This window comes from Microvirga sp. HBU67558 (genome assembly GCF_018069605.1).
Classification (GTDB): Bacteria; Pseudomonadota; Alphaproteobacteria; order Rhizobiales; family Beijerinckiaceae; genus Microvirga; species Microvirga terrae.
In genome coordinates this window covers 1-16078 of record NZ_JAGPUP010000452.1, presented here as the reverse complement: position 1 = coordinate 16078, position 16078 = coordinate 1, and the positions used below count along the sequence as shown (strand labels likewise).

The 16078-nt window shown below is 68.7% G+C and carries 14 protein-coding genes and 1 pseudogene; 6 read left to right on the top strand and 9 right to left on the bottom strand.

Annotated elements, in window-relative coordinates:
• The 5 genes and pseudogenes from KBI52_RS32740 to mbfA all read right to left on the bottom strand — a co-directional run.
• Nucleotides 1-164 (bottom strand): annotated as a pseudogene (locus tag KBI52_RS32740) (ABC transporter substrate-binding protein); the annotation flags it as partial.
• 130 nt (nucleotides 165-294) lie between these two features.
• The gene (locus KBI52_RS05980; RefSeq protein ID WP_210806068.1) at nucleotides 295-993 is read right to left on the bottom strand and encodes a fumarylacetoacetate hydrolase family protein; all 699 of its coding nucleotides are present in this window, start codon (nucleotides 991-993) and stop codon (nucleotides 295-297) included.
• 179 nt (nucleotides 994-1172) lie between these two features.
• A complete protein-coding gene (locus tag KBI52_RS05975; RefSeq protein ID WP_173945962.1) occupies nucleotides 1173-1994 on the bottom strand; it encodes a DUF4142 domain-containing protein in 822 nt (273 codons plus the stop codon).
• 283 nt (nucleotides 1995-2277) lie between these two features.
• Nucleotides 2278-3192: a metallophosphoesterase gene (locus KBI52_RS05970; RefSeq protein WP_210806066.1), complete on the bottom strand. Its 915-nt coding sequence runs from the start codon at nucleotides 3190-3192 to the stop codon at nucleotides 2278-2280.
• 54 nt (nucleotides 3193-3246) lie between these two features.
• A complete protein-coding gene (gene mbfA / locus KBI52_RS05965) occupies nucleotides 3247-4218 on the bottom strand; it encodes an iron exporter MbfA (RefSeq protein ID WP_210806064.1) in 972 nt (323 codons plus the stop codon).
• Nucleotides 4219-4555: 337 nt separating this feature from the next.
• Here mbfA and KBI52_RS05960 point away from each other — a divergent pair, with 337 nt between their 5' ends.
• Complete coding sequence (locus tag KBI52_RS05960; protein WP_173945965.1) at nucleotides 4556-5035, top strand: NUDIX domain-containing protein; 480 nt, start codon at nucleotides 4556-4558, stop codon at nucleotides 5033-5035.
• A 270-nt stretch (nucleotides 5036-5305) separates the two neighbouring features.
• Entirely contained in the window at nucleotides 5306-5818 is a 513-nt protein-coding gene (locus KBI52_RS05955; RefSeq protein WP_210806062.1) for a GNAT family N-acetyltransferase, read from the top strand.
• Nucleotides 5819-5956: 138 nt separating this feature from the next.
• On the opposite strand, the gene KBI52_RS05950 is transcribed toward KBI52_RS05955, so the two are convergent.
• Genes KBI52_RS05950 through KBI52_RS05935 form a run of 4 tightly spaced genes read right to left on the bottom strand, consistent with a single transcriptional unit; the run spans nucleotide 5957 to nucleotide 12803 of the window.
• Nucleotides 5957-8029 carry a hypothetical protein gene (locus KBI52_RS05950; protein WP_210806060.1) on the bottom strand — a complete coding sequence of 691 codons (2073 nt, stop codon included), beginning with the start codon at nucleotides 8027-8029 and terminating at the stop codon, nucleotides 5957-5959.
• A 12-nt stretch (nucleotides 8030-8041) separates the two neighbouring features.
• Nucleotides 8042-10846, bottom strand: coding sequence for a DUF4159 domain-containing protein (locus KBI52_RS05945; protein ID WP_210806058.1), 2805 nt, complete (start codon nucleotides 10844-10846; stop codon nucleotides 8042-8044).
• 3 nt (nucleotides 10847-10849) lie between these two features.
• Complete coding sequence (locus tag KBI52_RS05940) at nucleotides 10850-11776, bottom strand: DUF58 domain-containing protein (protein ID WP_173945969.1); 927 nt, start codon at nucleotides 11774-11776, stop codon at nucleotides 10850-10852.
• Between the two features lie 10 nt (nucleotides 11777-11786).
• Nucleotides 11787-12803, bottom strand: coding sequence for a MoxR family ATPase (locus KBI52_RS05935; protein ID WP_173945970.1), 1017 nt, complete (start codon nucleotides 12801-12803; stop codon nucleotides 11787-11789).
• Between the two features lie 308 nt (nucleotides 12804-13111).
• Between KBI52_RS05935 and KBI52_RS05930 the strand changes: the two genes are divergently transcribed.
• Genes KBI52_RS05930 through KBI52_RS05915 form a run of 4 tightly spaced genes read left to right on the top strand, consistent with a single transcriptional unit; the run spans nucleotide 13112 to nucleotide 15847 of the window.
• Nucleotides 13112-13711, top strand: a complete 600-nt coding sequence (locus KBI52_RS05930; RefSeq protein WP_173945971.1) for a DUF1285 domain-containing protein — start codon at nucleotides 13112-13114, stop codon at nucleotides 13709-13711.
• Entirely contained in the window at nucleotides 13711-14349 is a 639-nt protein-coding gene (locus KBI52_RS05925; protein ID WP_173945972.1) for a CoA pyrophosphatase, read from the top strand. Before KBI52_RS05930 ends, KBI52_RS05925 begins: the two co-directional genes overlap by 1 nt.
• Nucleotides 14346-14603 (top strand): DUF6111 family protein, encoded by a 258-nt coding sequence (locus KBI52_RS05920; protein ID WP_173945973.1) that lies wholly within the window; start codon nucleotides 14346-14348, stop codon nucleotides 14601-14603. The genes KBI52_RS05925 and KBI52_RS05920 overlap by 4 nt, the downstream gene beginning before the upstream one ends.
• Nucleotides 14603-15847, top strand: a complete 1245-nt coding sequence (locus tag KBI52_RS05915; RefSeq protein ID WP_210806056.1) for a CCA tRNA nucleotidyltransferase — start codon at nucleotides 14603-14605, stop codon at nucleotides 15845-15847. The genes KBI52_RS05920 and KBI52_RS05915 overlap by 1 nt, the downstream gene beginning before the upstream one ends.
• The last annotated feature ends 231 nt before the right edge of the window (nucleotides 15848-16078 follow it).

The following is a 16078-nucleotide window of genomic DNA, read 5'->3' as shown; positions in this document are numbered from 1 at the left end:
AGATCGATCTCGAAGCCTTCGAGCTTGCCGCCCGCGCCGGTGAAGTTCCACGGGGCATAGGCGCCTTCGGTTGCGATCTTTACCGTCTTCTGCTGGGCGGCCGCTCCGCCGATCGCAAGCGCGGAACCGAGAAGAGCCAGGCCGACGGACTTAACGAAATTCATAGTCGTTCCCTTATTTATGGGCCCCGGCTTCGCGCCGAGGCCTGACGTGCCCGCGGCCCCCGAGAGGGCCGCGCCGTGACGCAGTAACAGACAAACTCGACCAAAACGCAAGGGGGGGAGCGCTCGGCCCTCACACGACCCGGAGCCGGATCTCGCCGAGGCCTTCGACCGCGCCGACCATGGTCTGTCCCTGGGTTACGGCGCCGACTCCGTCTGGCGTGCCGGAGAAGATCACGTCCCCGGGGGCGAGCTCGAAATAGGAGGACAGGTAGGCGATCTGCTCGGCGACCGACCAGATCATGTCGGAGAGGTCCGCCGTCTGCTTCGTCGCTCCGTCCACGGACAGGGAGATCGTGCCGCCGGCCGGGTGTCCAACCTGCGAGACCGGATGGATCGGGCCGACCGGGCCCGAATGATCGGCCGCCTTGCCGAGTTCCCAGGGGCGGCGAAGCTGCTTGGCCTCGTCCTGGAGGTCGCGGCGGGTCATGTCGAGGCCGACCGCATAGCCGAAGACGTGGTCGAGGGCCTGCTCGACGGGGATGTCGCGCCCGCCCTTGGCCAGGGCCACGACCATCTCGATCTCGAAGTGGTAGTTCCCGGTCTTCGGGGGATAGGAATGGTCTGCCGTTTCGCCCTCCGTGACCGGCTGGAGGGCATCGGCCGGTTTCATGAAGAAGAAGGGCGGTTCGCGGGTCGGATCGCCACCCATTTCCCGCGCATGGGCCGCATAGTTGCGGCCGACGCAATAGACCCGGCGGACCGGGAAGAGGTCGGCGCTGCCGGCCACGGGGAGGGCGGGAGTCGAAGGCGCGGGAATGACGTAGGCCATGGAAGCTCGCGGGATGTCGGGAGTGATCGAGGGATCCGGAAGGCCGGACCGCTTTTCCCTTCCTACACCCTGGAAGGGGCACCGCAAGCCGTGGCGAACAGGTTTGAACTACGGCTTTGGGCGAACAGGCAAACGGCGGGCCAAGGGCCCGCCGCAAAGGTCGTTCGATCTGAAGCCGCTTAGCGGCGACGGGCCGTGGCGCCCGGGAGGCGCTGGGCATCCGCGAGGTGGTGCTCGATATGCGGAACCACCGAAGCTGCGAACTGGCGCAGGCCTGGATCGTTGCCGGCCTGGGCATAGCCCGAATGCAGGGCGAGGGCCTCCTGGTGGCCCATGCGCTGAGCCTGGCCGTACAGGCGGTCGAACTGCGGGCCCGAGGTCGAGGCGAGCTGGTTCAGCATGGCGGTCTTCTCAGGGGAGAGCGGCACGCCGAGGCGGATCGGGGTCACCGAGCCCGTCGCCTGCACGTCGGCCGCGCGGCCGGCCGCAGCACCGGTCGTCGCGCCGACGCCGGCGCCGACCGCGGCACCCACCGGGCCACCCACCAGGGCGCCGACGCCGGCACCCGTCAGAGCGCCCGTCGCCGTGCCGCCGGCTGTGCCCGGAGCGCCGCTGGCCGCCGCACCCGCGGTCGCGCCGGCCGTCGCGCCGACGCCCGCGCCCACCGCCGCGCCGACCGGACCGCCCACGAGGGCGCCGATGCCGGCGCCCGCGAGGGTGCCGCCCAGAGATCCGCCGATGAACTCACCGGACGCGGAATAGACCGGGCGGCCGCCATTCAGGGCCTGGCTGGTCATGCTGTGGTCCTTGATCATGTTCTGGGCGTAGCGGCGCACGGCCGGATTGCGCGAGCGCTCAAGGGCGAGCTGGCTCGAGGCGATCTCGAAAGCATCCGATTGAGCCGCCATCGTGCGGTAGGTCTGGCTGTCCATGATTTGGGCAGAGGCCGGGACGGCCGAAACGGATGCAAGCAAGGCTGCGACGGGAAGGTATTTCTTCATGGGGTGAACTCCTGTTACCGGGATCGCAGAACACCGTGCAAAGCCCATCAGGCTCGCGGAGGTCATGGGTTGCTGCTGCACCCCTTCAACGGCAATCGATCTAAGCGGTTCCAGGAAAGTCAGGTTCCGTTCAGCATAAATTCCGGTCCAGCTGTCAAAGCTTGGCCACGGCTACGCTGAACGCCAATAGAGATGACTCGCGCGACAGTGGAAGACGCGTCTATTCTTCGAACCTTGGCGTTTCAGCTGGGCCTTATGCTTTGGTGCGGCCTCGGAGGTTTACTCAAGACTTCGTCTCGGGCTGACGAATGCGCGCGAGGGAGAGCATGCCCATCCCCCCGACCGTGCCGTCGGGCTTCAGGCCCCGCAATTCGGCCATGAGGAGAAATCCGGTCTCGTCCCGGCCGATGGTGAAGAGATGGTAGCCCGCCTTGTGGGTCAGCGTTCCGCCCCGCGCCGAGGCCGAGGGCGCGCCGATCACCGGGATGGGGCCGCGCGGGCCGTCGAGATGGGCGAGTGAGCCCACATGGTTGTGCCCGTGCAGCACGAGCTCCGCGCCGACCCGGCACAGCATCTTCTCGAACCGGGAGGCATCCGTGAGGTTGCGGCCCGCCTCCGCGCCGCCGATATGGGGCGGGTGGTGGATCAGGACGATCCGGAAGCAGCCCGGTTCCCGCCCCAGCTCGCCGAGGATCTGCTCGACGGCCTTCATCTGCCGCGATCCGACCCGTCCGCTCGCCACGAACGGCAGGGTCGGGATGGCGGAGGACAGGCCGACCATGGCGATGGACCCATAGCGGCGCAGGTAGGGGAACGCGCCTTCGCGGCCGTCGTCGCCGCGGGTCCAGGGCGAGATCTCCCGCAGCAGGCCCTCGAGCGAGCCGCGCACATAGGCGTCGTGGTTGCCCGGCACGAAGGTCACGCGGGACGGGTCGCCCAGGCTTTCGAGGAAGACCCGGGACGTCTTCCATTCGTCCGGCAGGCCGATGTTGCAGGTGTCGCCCGTGCAGGTGATGTGGTCGGGCTTCTGCGCGTGGATGTCGGCGACGAGTTCTGCCAGGAGCTCCATGTCATGGAGGTCGTGCCGGCTGCGGTGCCAGTTGTACCAGCCGGTCAGGCGCTTGCTCAGAAGCTGCTTGAGACGCGGCCGGGGCAGGGGACCCACATGGGGGTCGGTCAGGTGAGCGATGCGGAACATGGCGGCCGGATTGATGCGTCGGGAAGCGAGAGTTCGCGCGCGGTACCCCTCCCGTCAAGCGCTGCCGATGAAGATCCCGGCGAGAAGCACCAGAACGCCCCCCACGACGACCTGGAGGGTCGCGCTCCAGAACGGCGTGTCCATGAACCGCGTGCGGATCCACGAGATCGCTACGAGCTCGACCGCCACCACGAGGGCCGCGATGCCGGTGGCGAGGAGGAAGGCGTTGGGCCAGGAATCCGGCACCAGGTAGGGCAGGGTGTGGCCGAGGCCGCCGGCCGCCGTCATGACGCCGCAGACCAGGCCGCGCAGCCAGGGCGAGCCGCGGCCCGTGATCTCGCCGTCGTCGGAGAGGGCTTCCGTCAGGCCCATGCTGATGCCGGCGCCGACCGAGGCCGCGAGCCCGACCAGGAAGGTCTCCCAGTTGTTCTGGGTCGCGAAGGCGGCGGCGAACAGGGGGGCGAGGGTGGAGACCGAGCCGTCGATCAGCCCGGCCAGCCCCGGCTGCACGTATTGCAGCACGAAGAGCCGGCGACGGGCATGCTCCTCGGCGGCCTCGGCACTGTCGGTCAGGTGGGCGGCGTGCAGCTCGCCGGCCTTGCGCTCGTGGCCGCGCTCGACCTCCGCGAGCCGCGTGAACAGCTCGCGCACGGACACGTCGAGGGTCTGCCGGGCGGCCTTTTCGTAGAAATTTGCCGCCTGCAGCTCCATGACCTCCGCCTCGCGGCGCACGCGGTCGAGGTCGAGATGGGGGCTCCACCACACGGCACGGCGCTTCAGGAAGCCGCGCACGTCCTCGCGGCGGATCGGCGGCAGGTGCTCGCCGAAGCGGTCACGATAGAAGCCGTAGAGGGCGTTGCGATGGGCGCGCTCCTCCTCGGCCATGCCGTCGAAGATCTCGGCCGAGGCGGGGAAATCACCCCGGAGGCGATCCGCGAAATGCTGGTAGATCCGCGAATCTTCCTCTTCGCTGCCGATGGCGAGCGCGATGACCTCGCGCTCGGACAATTGGGACAGAGACTTCATGCCTGCTCCTGTTTAGAAGAATTCTAAACAAGAAGCCGGGCGGTTGCCAAGCCTCCCTGCGTCAGCAGAGGGGTGGCCTCGAACTCAGTACTGGGCGCCCGGGATCAGGGTCGAGTAGATCGAGCGGTCCTCGAGGTTGAGGGCCGGGGACCAGGAGAAGCGGGCGGAACGGTTGAGACGGGACAGGATCAGGGCGAGAAACATTGGAACACCTTTGGTTGGCCCTGTCTTAGACCTTTGTCTAATCCCGGTCACGCGCCAAATTGCCGGAACAGCTATGCAATTGATGAATGACTACATTCATCCTCCGGTAATCTTATCGTGATGGGGTGGTTCGATGTCCGATCCTCAGCCTCGCCGGTCTGCGCGCCTCGTCTCCCGGGCGCTCCATACCTATTGGCGCTTCTCCCGGGGCATGACGCTCGGCGTCCGGGCCGTGGTCCTCGACGACCGGAACCGGGTCTTCCTCATCCGGCACACCTATGTGCCCGGCTGGCACCTGCCGGGAGGCGGCGTCGAGACCGGCGAGACCGCCCTCGAGGCATTGGGCCGCGAACTCCGGGAGGAAGCGTGCATCGCCATGGACGAAACGCCCCGGCTGTTCGGTGTCTTCTTCAACAACCGGATCTCCCGGCGCGACCACGTGCTGGTCTACGTCATCCGACGGTTCACGGTGCTGTCGGTCAAGCAGCCGGACCGGGAGATCGCCGAGGCGGGCTTCTTCTCGCTCGACCGACTGCCCGAGGGAACGACCGCCGCGACCCGCAGCCGTTTGGCCGAGATCCTGGACGGGCAGCCCCCCTCGGCCATCTGGTGAGAGAGGGTTTGCGCCGCGTTCCCGGCGCTGCTATGGCCTAGAGCATCGGACCCAAAAGTGGATTCCACTTTTGGAATCTCATCCGATGCTCCACTCTTTGAAGAGCGCATCGTTCTTCGCGGAAAACCGGGTCCACTTTTCCGCACAATGCGCTAGCACCGTTGAGGAAATGCCGAGCCCCATGAGCATCACACGGATTGCGCGACGACGACACGGCTGACGTTCAGTTCCGCCGCCTTCTCGTTCTCTTTCTCGTCTCCGAGTCCGTCCATGACCGAGCTCTCGCTCCAGATCCGCACCGAGCAACCCATCGATTCAGAGGCCATCGAGCGCCTGCACGAGCGCGCCTTCGGCCCGGGCCGCTTCGCCCGCACCGCCTCGCGCCTGAGGGAAGGGGCGTCCCATCGGCTCGACCTGTCGTTCACGGCCCTGGTCGGCACGCTGCTGGTCGGCTCGGTGCGCATGACCCCGGTGAAGGCCGGCGACGTGCCGGCCCTGATGCTGGGCCCGCTCACCGTCGAGCCGGCCTTCGAGAGCCGCGGCATCGGGGCGGCCCTCATGCGCCGCTCCCTCGATGCCGCCAAGGCTGGGGGCCATACCCTGGTGCTGCTCGTGGGCGACGAGCCCTATTACAGCCGCTTCGGCTTCAAGCGCATCCCGCCGCAGCAGCTGCAGCTTCCGGGCCCGGTCAATCCGGCCCGCTTCCTGGCCCTGGAGCTGGGCGAAGGCGCCATGGCCGGCGCCAGGGGTTTGGTGAGCCCGCTCCCTGACGGGGACGGGTAGTCAACATCCGTTGTTCACCACTCGACGTCATGGCCGGCCTTGTGCCGGCCATCCCAATGCAGAAAAGCGCGGTGTTTCAAACAATCGAGATCACTGGCACAAGGCCGGTGATGACGCAGGAGCGGGTTGCCGCCTCGCTTACGCCCGGCGCCGTCCCTCGATCAGCCAGGCCGCGAGGGTCGAGCCGATCAGGAGCACGAGGCCCACGAAGCCGAGCGCCATCGGGAACACGGACACCCCGCGCACGATGGCGCTGTCGCTCGGCTTGATTCCGATCCAGTCGCCGCCGGAGAAGCGTGTGCCCGAATGCACCGCGAGAACGCGCGGCACCGTGATGCTCTGATCGCCCGCCATCGCGACGCGGCGGACCGATCCGCCGGTCGCCTCGGCGATCGCGCTCAGCGCCTCCGTGTTGCTGAACACGTCCATGAGCTCGCGCGGATTGGCCGGGCCGATGCTGACGAAGGTGATGAGATCGCCCGAGCGGACCGTGTGCAGGCCGAGCTCGCGGCTCGCCACCTGGGCCGTGAAGAGACCGGGGCGCGACTCGGTGAGCGGGACGCTGCTCTCCTGGCCGCTCGGCGCCACGATGGTCACCGGGTCGGCGGTTTCCGCCATGGTCTGGCGCTCGACCCGGATGTCGCGGCCCTGCGCGCTCGCCCGCAGGGCCTCCTCCTCGAGAGCCGGCTCCTTCATGAGCCAATGGGCGAGGCGGCGCAGGAGATCGAGATGCGGGCCGCCGTCCTGATAGCCGCGGGCCCAGAGCCAGGCATGGTCCGAGAGCAGCAGCGCGACGCGGCCTTTGTCCTCCCGGCGCAGGACGAGGAGCGGCAGGTCGTTCGCTCCCGACATGAGCGTATCGCCCGACTGCACCTGCGAGCCGATGATCCGCAGCCACTCGCCCCAGGCCGGCGGCGACTGCTCCGAGCCCGGAAGGTCGCGGGTGACGGGGTGACGGTCGCCCGTATCGGTGATCTGCGCCTTGTAGGGCTGCTCGACGATGCTGCCGTTGGGCTGGCCCGGGATGATCGGCGCGAGCCGGGTCTGCGCGAGGCTGCCGTAGCTCGCGAATTCGGGGCCCGCCGCCACCAGGATCGCCCCGCCCTCGCGCACATAGCGCACGATGTTCTCGAAATAGCTCGACGGCAGGATGCTCTGGTTGGCGTAGCGGTCGAAGATGATCAGGTCGAATTCCTTGATCTTCTGCTGGAACAGCTCGCGGGTCGGGAAGGCGATCAGCGAGAGCTCGTTGATCGGCGTGCCGTCCTGCTTCTCCGGCGGGCGAAGGATCGTGAAGTGGACGAGATCCACATTGGCGTCGGATTTCAGGAGATTGCGCCAGGTGCGCTCGCCCGCATGCGGCTCGCCGGAGACCAGCAGCACGCGCAGCTTCTCGCGGATGCCCTCGATGGGAATCACCGCCCGGTTGTTGGCCTGCGTCAGCTCGTTGGGCAGGCCTTCCACTTCGAGCTCGACCACGTTGGTGCCGCCATGCTCGATGCGTACATCGAGGGAGAAGGGCGTGTCGGCCCGCACCTGCAGGCGGGTGAGAACCTGTCCGTCGCGGCGAACGGTGACGAGCGCCGAGCCGGTGCCGCCGCGCTCCATGATCTGTGCGCGGATCGTCTGGTCCTTGCCGACGATGCCGAACCGGGGTGCCTCCAGGAGCTTGATCTGCCGGTCGCGCTCGTCGGGGCGACCGGTGATGAGCGCGTGAAGAGGCGCCCGGAAGCCGAGACCCTCCACGGAGGACGGGATGTCGTGCACCACGCCGTCGGTGACGAAGACGACGCCGGCGAGCCGGTCCGGCGGCACGTCGGCCAACCCGTTGGAGAGGGCGGCGAACAGGCGCGTGCCGTCGTCGCCGCTGCCGTCATCCGCCTCGATGAAGCGCGGGTCCACGTCGGCCAGGGAGCCGAAGCGCCGCTCCAGCTCGGCCCGCACCTGATCGGTCATGGCCGGACGGTCGCCCAGGGTCTGCGAGGTGGAGCGGTCGACCACGACCGCCACGATGTCCTTCACCTTCTCCCGATCCTCCTGCACGAGCGCCGGGTTGGCGAGCGCCAGGAGCACGAGTCCGAGGGCGACGGCCCGGAGGATCGCCACGGGTCCACGGGAGACCAGCGCGAGGACCGCGAGCAGCGCGACGACCGCGCCGAGGGCCCAGAGGCCGTAGGCCGGGATGAGCGGGGAGAAGCTGATCGAGAGCAAGCTGGTTCCCTCTTACTGCCCGAGGCGTTCGAGCAGGGCCGGCACGTGCACCTGGTCGGCCTTGTAGTTGCCGGTCAGCGCGTACATGACGATGTTGACGCCGCTGCGGTACGAGAATTCCCGCTGGCGCTGGTCGCTGCCCACGATCGGGTAGATGAATTCGCCCCTGGCCCCGACCGCCCAGGCGGCCGCGAGATCGTTGGACGTGATGATGATCGGCGAGACACCGTCGCCGGAGCGGGCCGGGCGGCTCGCCTCGCCTTCGGGCGCGGGCGGCAGGGCCTCGACCCAGGTCTGCCCGGTGGCGTAGCGGCCCGGGAAGGTGTCCAGGATGTAGAAGGTCTTGGTCAGCACGTGGTCGGCGGGCACCGGCTCGAGCTCCGGGATGTCGAGGCTCGCCAGCATCCGGCGCAGATACTGCCCCTCGGCCGTGGGGGCGCCGTCCGGACGGTTGCCGAAGGCGTCGCGGGTGTCGAAGATCACGGTGCCGCCGCCCTTCATGAAGGCATCGAGGCGCCGGATCGCCGCTTCGGACGGCATGGGCCGCGACGCCACGACGGGCCAGTAGATCAGTGGATAGAACGCCACTTCGTCCCGCGAGAGATCGATCCCGATGGGCTCTCCGGGCGACAGGGCGGTCCGCTGACTCAGCACCTGCGTCAGCCCGGTCAGGCCCGCCTTGCTCGTTTCATCGACCTGGGAATCGCCCGTGACCACATAGGCGAGCCGCGTCACGAGGGCGGGGCTGGCGCTCTCCATCGACATGGCGGAGCGGCGCTCCTGCGCGCTCGCGTCCGAGGCCGGGTTGAGGAGAAGGGACGCGCCGAGCACGATGGCGGCCGCGGCGCCGGCCCGGCGCAGACGCGAGGCGACGTTCGACAGATGGCCCCCGAGCCAGAGCGACGCGAGGGTGTCGATCAGCAGGAGCACCAGGGCGAGCATGAAGAGCGGCATGCGCAGATCGATGGTCTGCGCCCCGGCGAGCGGGGCGACCCGGGCGTTGAGGGGAGCGTAGTCGAGAGGCGCGAGACGGTCGCCCTGCAGGAGCGCGTTCACCGCGAGACTCGAATCCACCGGCCCGTAGAAGCCCGGCGGATGCTCTCCGGTCGCGCGCTCGGCGTAGTTGCGTGCCACGGCGCGAGCGTTGGCCGGGGGCGACGTGTAGATGCCGTAGCCGTCGAGGGTCAGTCGTGGGGCCACCGTGTCGTTCTCCGCATTGCGCGCCTCCGCGTTGGCATCGCTCGGCGCCCCCGCGAGCGCCGTGGTCCGGCGCAGCATGTCGACGAAGAGGCCCGACAGGGGCAGGTTCGACCAGGTGGTGTCGGCCGTCACGTGAAAGAGCACGATCATGCCGTCGCCGCGCTTGTCCGCCGTCACGATGGGCGTGCCGTCGACGAGCGACGCCCAGGTCTTCGCCGGCAGGTCGCCGTCCGGTTCCGCGAGGATCTGGCGTCGGATGCCGATCTCCTCCGGCACGGTCAGGCCGAAATAGGGGCTTTCTCGGGTAAAGGGCGCGAAGGTCTTGGGCGTGTCCCAGGACAGGGTGCCGCCGAGGCTGCGCCCGCCCCGGCGCAGGCGCACCGGCACGAGCTCGTCGTTGCCGGCCGCCAGGCGGGAGCCGGCGAAGCGCAGGAGCATCCCGCCCTTCTCGACGAAGGCCGTGACCCGGCCCAGGGTCTCCCGGTCGAGCCCGCCCACATCGGCCAGCACGAGAACGGATACCTGCTCGTCGATGAGCTGGTTCACCGCGTCGGCCACCGCGCCGCGTCCGTTGCGGATCTCCGAATAGGGCGCGAGCGCGCGCTCGATGTAGTAGAGCGGCGAGAGCAGGGGCTGGGCCTGATCGGAGGTGCCGCCGAACACGAGGCCGACACGGCGGCGCTTGCCGCGCTCGTCGAGGAGATGCACGGCGCCGGCCGAGCCTTCGCCGAGGATTTCGATGCGCGCGATGGCGTTGCGGATTTCGGTGGGCAGATCGAACGCGACGTTGGTCTCGGTGGCGTTCGGATCGAAGGAGAAGCGCATGTCCGCAAGCGGCAGGCTCTTCAGGTCGAGGGCGCGCACGGTGCCGGCATCGCGTCCGTTCGGCTCGGGACGCACGAGCCTGACATTGAGCTGGCCGCTGGCATTCTCTGCGCCGGCAACGGCCAGGGCCGGAGCGCGCTCCGCTTTCAGAACGGTGATCCGCTGCCCGTTCGCCATCTTGGCCAAACCGTCGATGAAGCCCTGTCCGTCAACGCCCGCCACCCCGTCGCTGATCCAGACGATGTTGGCCTCGGGCGTGGATTCCATGAAACGCCTGATGGAATCGAGCTGGGCCTGGCGGTCCTGGAGATGCGGCAGGGGCTTGAGGGAGCGCAGTCGTTCCAGGGCGGTGGCCGGGCTCGCCAGCTCGATGGCCGCGGGAGCCTCGGCGGTCGCCACGAGCGCGACCGTGCGCCCGTCGCGGCCTGCCGCCTCGATGCGCTCCGCCGCGAGGTTCATGCGCTCGCGCCAGTCGTGCGCGGCGGCAAAGCCGTTGTCGAGCACGATCAGGAGCGGCGAGCGGTTGTCGTCCTCCGCGAGCGGGTTCCAGATCGGGCCCGCGGCCGCCAGGATCAGGAAGGCGGCGAGCAGCAGCCGCAGCAGAAGGAGCCACCAGGGCGTGCGCGCCGGCATCTCCTGCTCGGGCCGCAGATCCGCGAGAATCTTGAGGGGCGGGAAGTCGACCCGCCGCGGTTGCGGCGGTGTGATGCGCAGGAGCAGCCAGATCGCCGGCAGGGCCGCGAGCGCCGTCAGGACGAGCGGAACCGCGAAGGTGAGGGGGAGGCCCAGCATCGCTCAGCGCCCTCCGGGCCCGGTGCCGCGCGCCGTCGACACGAGCGTCATGATGCGGAGCGCGGCTTCGCTGGCCGGGCGGTCGGTGCGGTGGATGGTCAGTGTCCAGCCGCGGCGGCGGGCCAGTTGCTGAAGCGCTTCCCGGTGCTCCTCGATCCGCAGGCGATAGGCTCGGCCCCAGGAGACCGCATCGCCGATCCGCAGCGACAGCCCGTCCTCGAGATCGTGCAGGACGGCCTGCCCCTGGAACGGAAAGGTCTCCTCGACGGGATCAACGATCATCACGAGATGACCGCGCGCCCCGCGCGACGAGATGCCTTCGACCATGGCGGTGACGTCGTGCAGGGGCGACAGGAAATCGCTGATCAGAACGGCTTCGTGCTGCGGCGCCACGGGAGCCTGCGGGGGCAGGTCCTCCTCCAGGGAAAATCGGTCCGTCACCAACGTCTGGGCCATGGTCTCGGCGATGCGCCGGGTTGCCCGCGGCGGCATGAGGCCGAGCATGCCGACCCGCTCGCCGGCCTCGACGAAGGTATCGGCGAGCGCGAGGCCCAGCACGATGGCGCGCTCGATCTTGGGCGCCTGCGCCAGCTCCGAGACGTAGCCCATGGAGGCGGAGCGGTCGATCCAGAACCAGACGGTCTGGGCGGTCTCCCATTCGCGCTCGCGCACATAGAGGCGGTCGTCGCGGGCCGAGCGGCGCCAGTCGACGCGCTGCGCCGCCTCGCCGGCCACGAAGGGCCGGAACTGCCAGAAGGTTTCGCCGGTGCCGGCGCGCCGGCGGCCGTGGATGCCGTGGGCCAGGTTGGCGGCGACCCGCCGGGACTCGAGCACGAGGTGCGGCATGCGGTCTGCGAGGGAGAGAGCGCTCTCCGTTTCGCGGCGGCCCGGCGAGCGGGCGCTTTCGGGGAGGACCCGGACACGGGCCATGACGGGGTTCCTAGCCTGCCAGCCGCGACGTGAGCCGGCCGACGATGCTCTTGATGGTTTCTCCATCCGCCCGGGCCGAGAAGGTCAGGGCCATGCGGTGCTTGAGCACCGGCTCGGCGAGCGCCACCACGTCGGCGATGGACGGGGCGACCCGGCCCTCGATCAACGCGCGGGCGCGCACCGCCAGCATCAGGGCCTGGCTGGCGCGGGGACCGGGTCCCCAGAGGATCCTGTCGGTCACGCCCTCGATGCCGTTGCCCTCGGGACGCGCCGACCGGACGAGGTCGAGGATCGCCTCGACCACGCTCTCGCCGACCGGCAGGCGGCGGACGAGGCGCTGCGCGTTCATGAGGGCCTCGGCGTTCATGACCGCCTGCGGCTTGTGCTCGTCGGCGCCCGTGGTCTCGATCAGGATGCGCCGCTCGGCCTCGCGCGTCGGATAGCCGACGTCGATCTCGAGCAGGAAGCGGTCGAGCTGGGCTTCAGGCAGGGGATAGGTGCCTTCCTGCTCGATCGGGTTCTGCGTGGCCAGCACATGGAAGGGCTGCGGAAGGTCATGCCGCTCGCCGCCCACGGAGACGTGATGCTCCTGCATGGCCTGGAGCAGGGCCGACTGGGTGCGCGGGCTCGCGCGGTTGATCTCGTCGGCCATCAGGAGCTGCGCGAAGACAGGACCCTTGACGAAGCGGAAGGAGCGGCGCCGGTCGGCGCCCTCGTCGAGGATCTCGGACCCGAGAATGTCGGAGGGCATCAGGTCCGGGGTGAACTGGATGCGGCGGGCGTCGAGCCCGAGCACGGTGCCGAGCGTCTCCACCAGCTTCGTCTTGGCGAGGCCGGGAACGCCCACGAGCAGGCCGTGGCCGCCCGCGAGAAGCGTGATGAGGGTGAGATCGACCACGTCTTCCTGGCCGAAGATGACCGTGTGGATGGCCTCGCGGGCCCGACCGACAGTCTCGAGGGTCGCCTCCGCGTTGCGGATGATCGCGTCGTCCAATGCGGTAGGCGCCTGAGCAATGCTGGCCGTCATGAGGTCACTCTCTCGATCGCAATTGCCCCCGGTAGGTAGTCTGCCTTCGATCCGCGTCGAGATGCAAGGGTCGTTGCGCCGCAGCAAGGAACGGGATGGAGTGGACGAGACAGCCGGGGGCTCTATGCTCTTAAGCATCGGACCCAAAAGTGGACCCACTTTTGGGATCGGATCCGATGCTTCGTCATTGATGTGTGCATCGTTGATGCGGAAAACCGGGTCCACTTTTCCGCACGATGCACTAAGAAGTAACAATCGGCGGCCGTTCGTCGATCCATAAAGTTCAAAATCCTGTTCACGCTTGCGTCATGATCGATCCCTCCGCCTCCGCTCCCGGGAATGCCCTGGCCCGCCTGACAGAGGCTCTGGGCTCCGATGGCACGCGCAAGGGACCACCGCCGGTCGAGCGCTGGAACCCGGCCTATTGCGGCGAGATCGATATGCGCATCGCGGCCGACGGGACGTGGCACTACATGGGCACGCCCATCAACCGCCCCGCTCTCGTGAGGCTGTTCTCGACGGTGCTGCGCAAGGATCCGGAGCGCTACGTGCTCGTCACGCCGGTCGAACGGGTCGGCATCACCGTTGAAGATGCGCCGTTCCTCGCCGTCGAGATGGCCGTGGACGGCGATGGGGAAAGCCGCCAGATCGCATTCCGGACCAATGTGGACGATCTCGTGCAGGTCGGGCCCGAGCATCCCCTGCGCTTCGAGCAGGACGCCAACGGCGGAGTCAAACCTTACGTGAAGATCCGAGGGGATCTGTGGGCGCGGGTGACGCGCTCCCTGGCGCTGGATCTGGTCGCCATGGGCGAAGAACGGGATGTGGCGGACGTTGCCACCTTCGGTGTCATGGCCAATGGCATGTTCTTCCCCATCGCTCCCCTCAGCGCTCTGGATGCCTCCTGATGCGGCTTGCTCCCCACGACGCGCCGGACTTCCTGACGCTGGCGGCCGAGCGCCTGCGGGCCGAGCCGCCGCATCCCGAGGAGGCGCTCGCCAATCCGCGCGGCGACCACAGCCTCGACAACGTGCCCCTGGCCCACCCCCTGACCCCGAAGCCTGCCGCGGTCCTCGTCCCGGTCGTCATGCGCGCGGAGCCGATGCTCCTCCTGACCGAGCGCTCGGCGCAGCTGCGGCAGCATTCCGGGCAGATCGCCTTTCCGGGCGGGCGGGTCGACCCCGAGGACGCGTCGGTCCTTGCGGCGGCCTGCCGCGAGGCCATGGAGGAGATCGGCCTCGACAGCCGCTTCATCAGCCCGCTCGGCTACCTGGACGCCTACCTGTCCACCACCAACTATCTCGTCATGCCCGTGGTGGCGCGGGTCTCCCCCTCCTACAGCCTCAACCTCAATCACGACGAGGTGGCCGATACCTTCGAGGTGCCGCTCGGCTTCCTCATGGATCCCGCCCGCCACGAGCTCCATTCCCGCGAATGGAAGGGGAGGGTGCGGCGCTACTATGCAATGCCCTACGAGGGACGCTACATCTGGGGCGTGACGGCGGGCATCATCCGCAATCTGTATGAGAGGCTCTACGGTTCATGACGCGGGCGGTTGTCCAGGGCTTGGTTCTGTTCCTCCTGCCCTTCGTTCTCTTCGGCGTCTACCTCGTCGTCCGCCGCCGCAATCCGCTCATCTGGTCGCACTGGAGCGACCAGTCTCTCTGGCTCGCCATCGCGGGCTTGAGCTTCGTGATCGCCTCGCTGGTTGCGACCGGCCTGCTGGCCGAACGCGAGACGGGCACCTATGTGCCGACCCACGTCGAGAACGGACGGGTCGTCCCAGGACATTTCGAGTGATGGAAACCCTCGATCGACAGGCCCTGCTGAGCCTTCTTGAGCGCCCACCCCTGCGCCGTCTCCTGGAAGTCTTCAATGACGGCACCGAGGAGACCCGCATCGTCGGCGGGGCCGTGCGCAATGCCCTTCTCGGGCGGCCCGTGACGGAAGTGGACTGCGCCACGACCATGCTGCCCGAAGCCATCGTCGAGCGCGCGAAGGATGCCGGGTTCAAAGCGGTGCCGACCGGGATCGAGCACGGCACGATCACCGTGATCGTCGCCGGCGAGCCTTACGAGATCACGACTCTGCGCGAGGATGTGGAAACCGACGGGCGCCACGCGGTCGTGCATTTCGGACGCGATTTCGTGCTCGATGCCAGGCGCCGCGACTTCACCATCAACGCGCTCTCGCTCGGCCTCGACGGGCGGCTCCACGACTACACGGACGGCGTGTCCGATCTGGCGGCCCGGCGGGTCCGGTTCATCGGTGATCCCCACACCCGCATCCGCGAGGATTATCTGAGGATCATGCGCTTCTTCCGCTTCCATGCGGAATACGCGCAGGCCGATCCGGACCCGGAGGGTCTCGCCGCCGCGGGTGCCGAGCGGCAGGGCCTGGACATCCTCTCCAAGGAGCGGATCCGGCACGAACTGCTCAAGCTCCTGGTCGCCCGGCGGGCGCAGGACACGATCGGCGTCCTGGCGGAGCACGGCTTCCTCCCGTGGCTCCTGGGCGGCGCCGCCGAGTTCGGCCGCTTCAGCCGGGTGGCGGCCTCCGACGCGGCAAACCCCGTCCCGGTCTGGCGCCTGGCCGCGCTCGCGGTGATGGTCGAAGAGGATTCCGACCGCCTGCGGGAGCGCCTGCGTCTCTCCAACGACGAGCACCGGAAGCTCGTCGCCTATGCGCGGCTTCTGAGCCTTGTGAAGACCTGGGCCCTGCCCCTGGACGCGGCTTCCATCCGCCGCCTGGCGGCGGATCACGACGTCGCGGCCCTCGACACCGTCCTGACGGCGACCGCCGGCGAGCCGTTCCCGATCGTGCATCCTGGCGGCCGCGAGGCACTGGAACGCTACCGCACCGGGGCGGAACCCGTGCCGGTCTTCCCCTTGCGGGGGGGCGACCTCGTCGATGGCGGCATTCCGAAAGGGCCGAGGATCGGTGAACTGCTCGCGCAGGCCCGCCAAGCCTGGCTGGCAGAAGGCTGCCGGACCGACGAGGTCTACGCGAAGGATCTGCTCAGGCGGGTGCTGGAGCAGGCCTAGAACGGTTCCCGTCCACCCACCGCGTCATGGCCACCTCCTCGCGTCATGGCCGGGCTTGTCCCGGCCACCCTCCGTCCGTCCTGACACCCTCCCCGTCATGGCCGGGCCTGTCCCGGCCATCCCGATCATGTGAAGCGCCGTGCCTTACGGATCGAGATCACCGGCACAAGGCCGGTGATGACGTGGGAGTGGTGGACAGGTGTGGGTGAGATCATGTTCTCACTTTGTTCT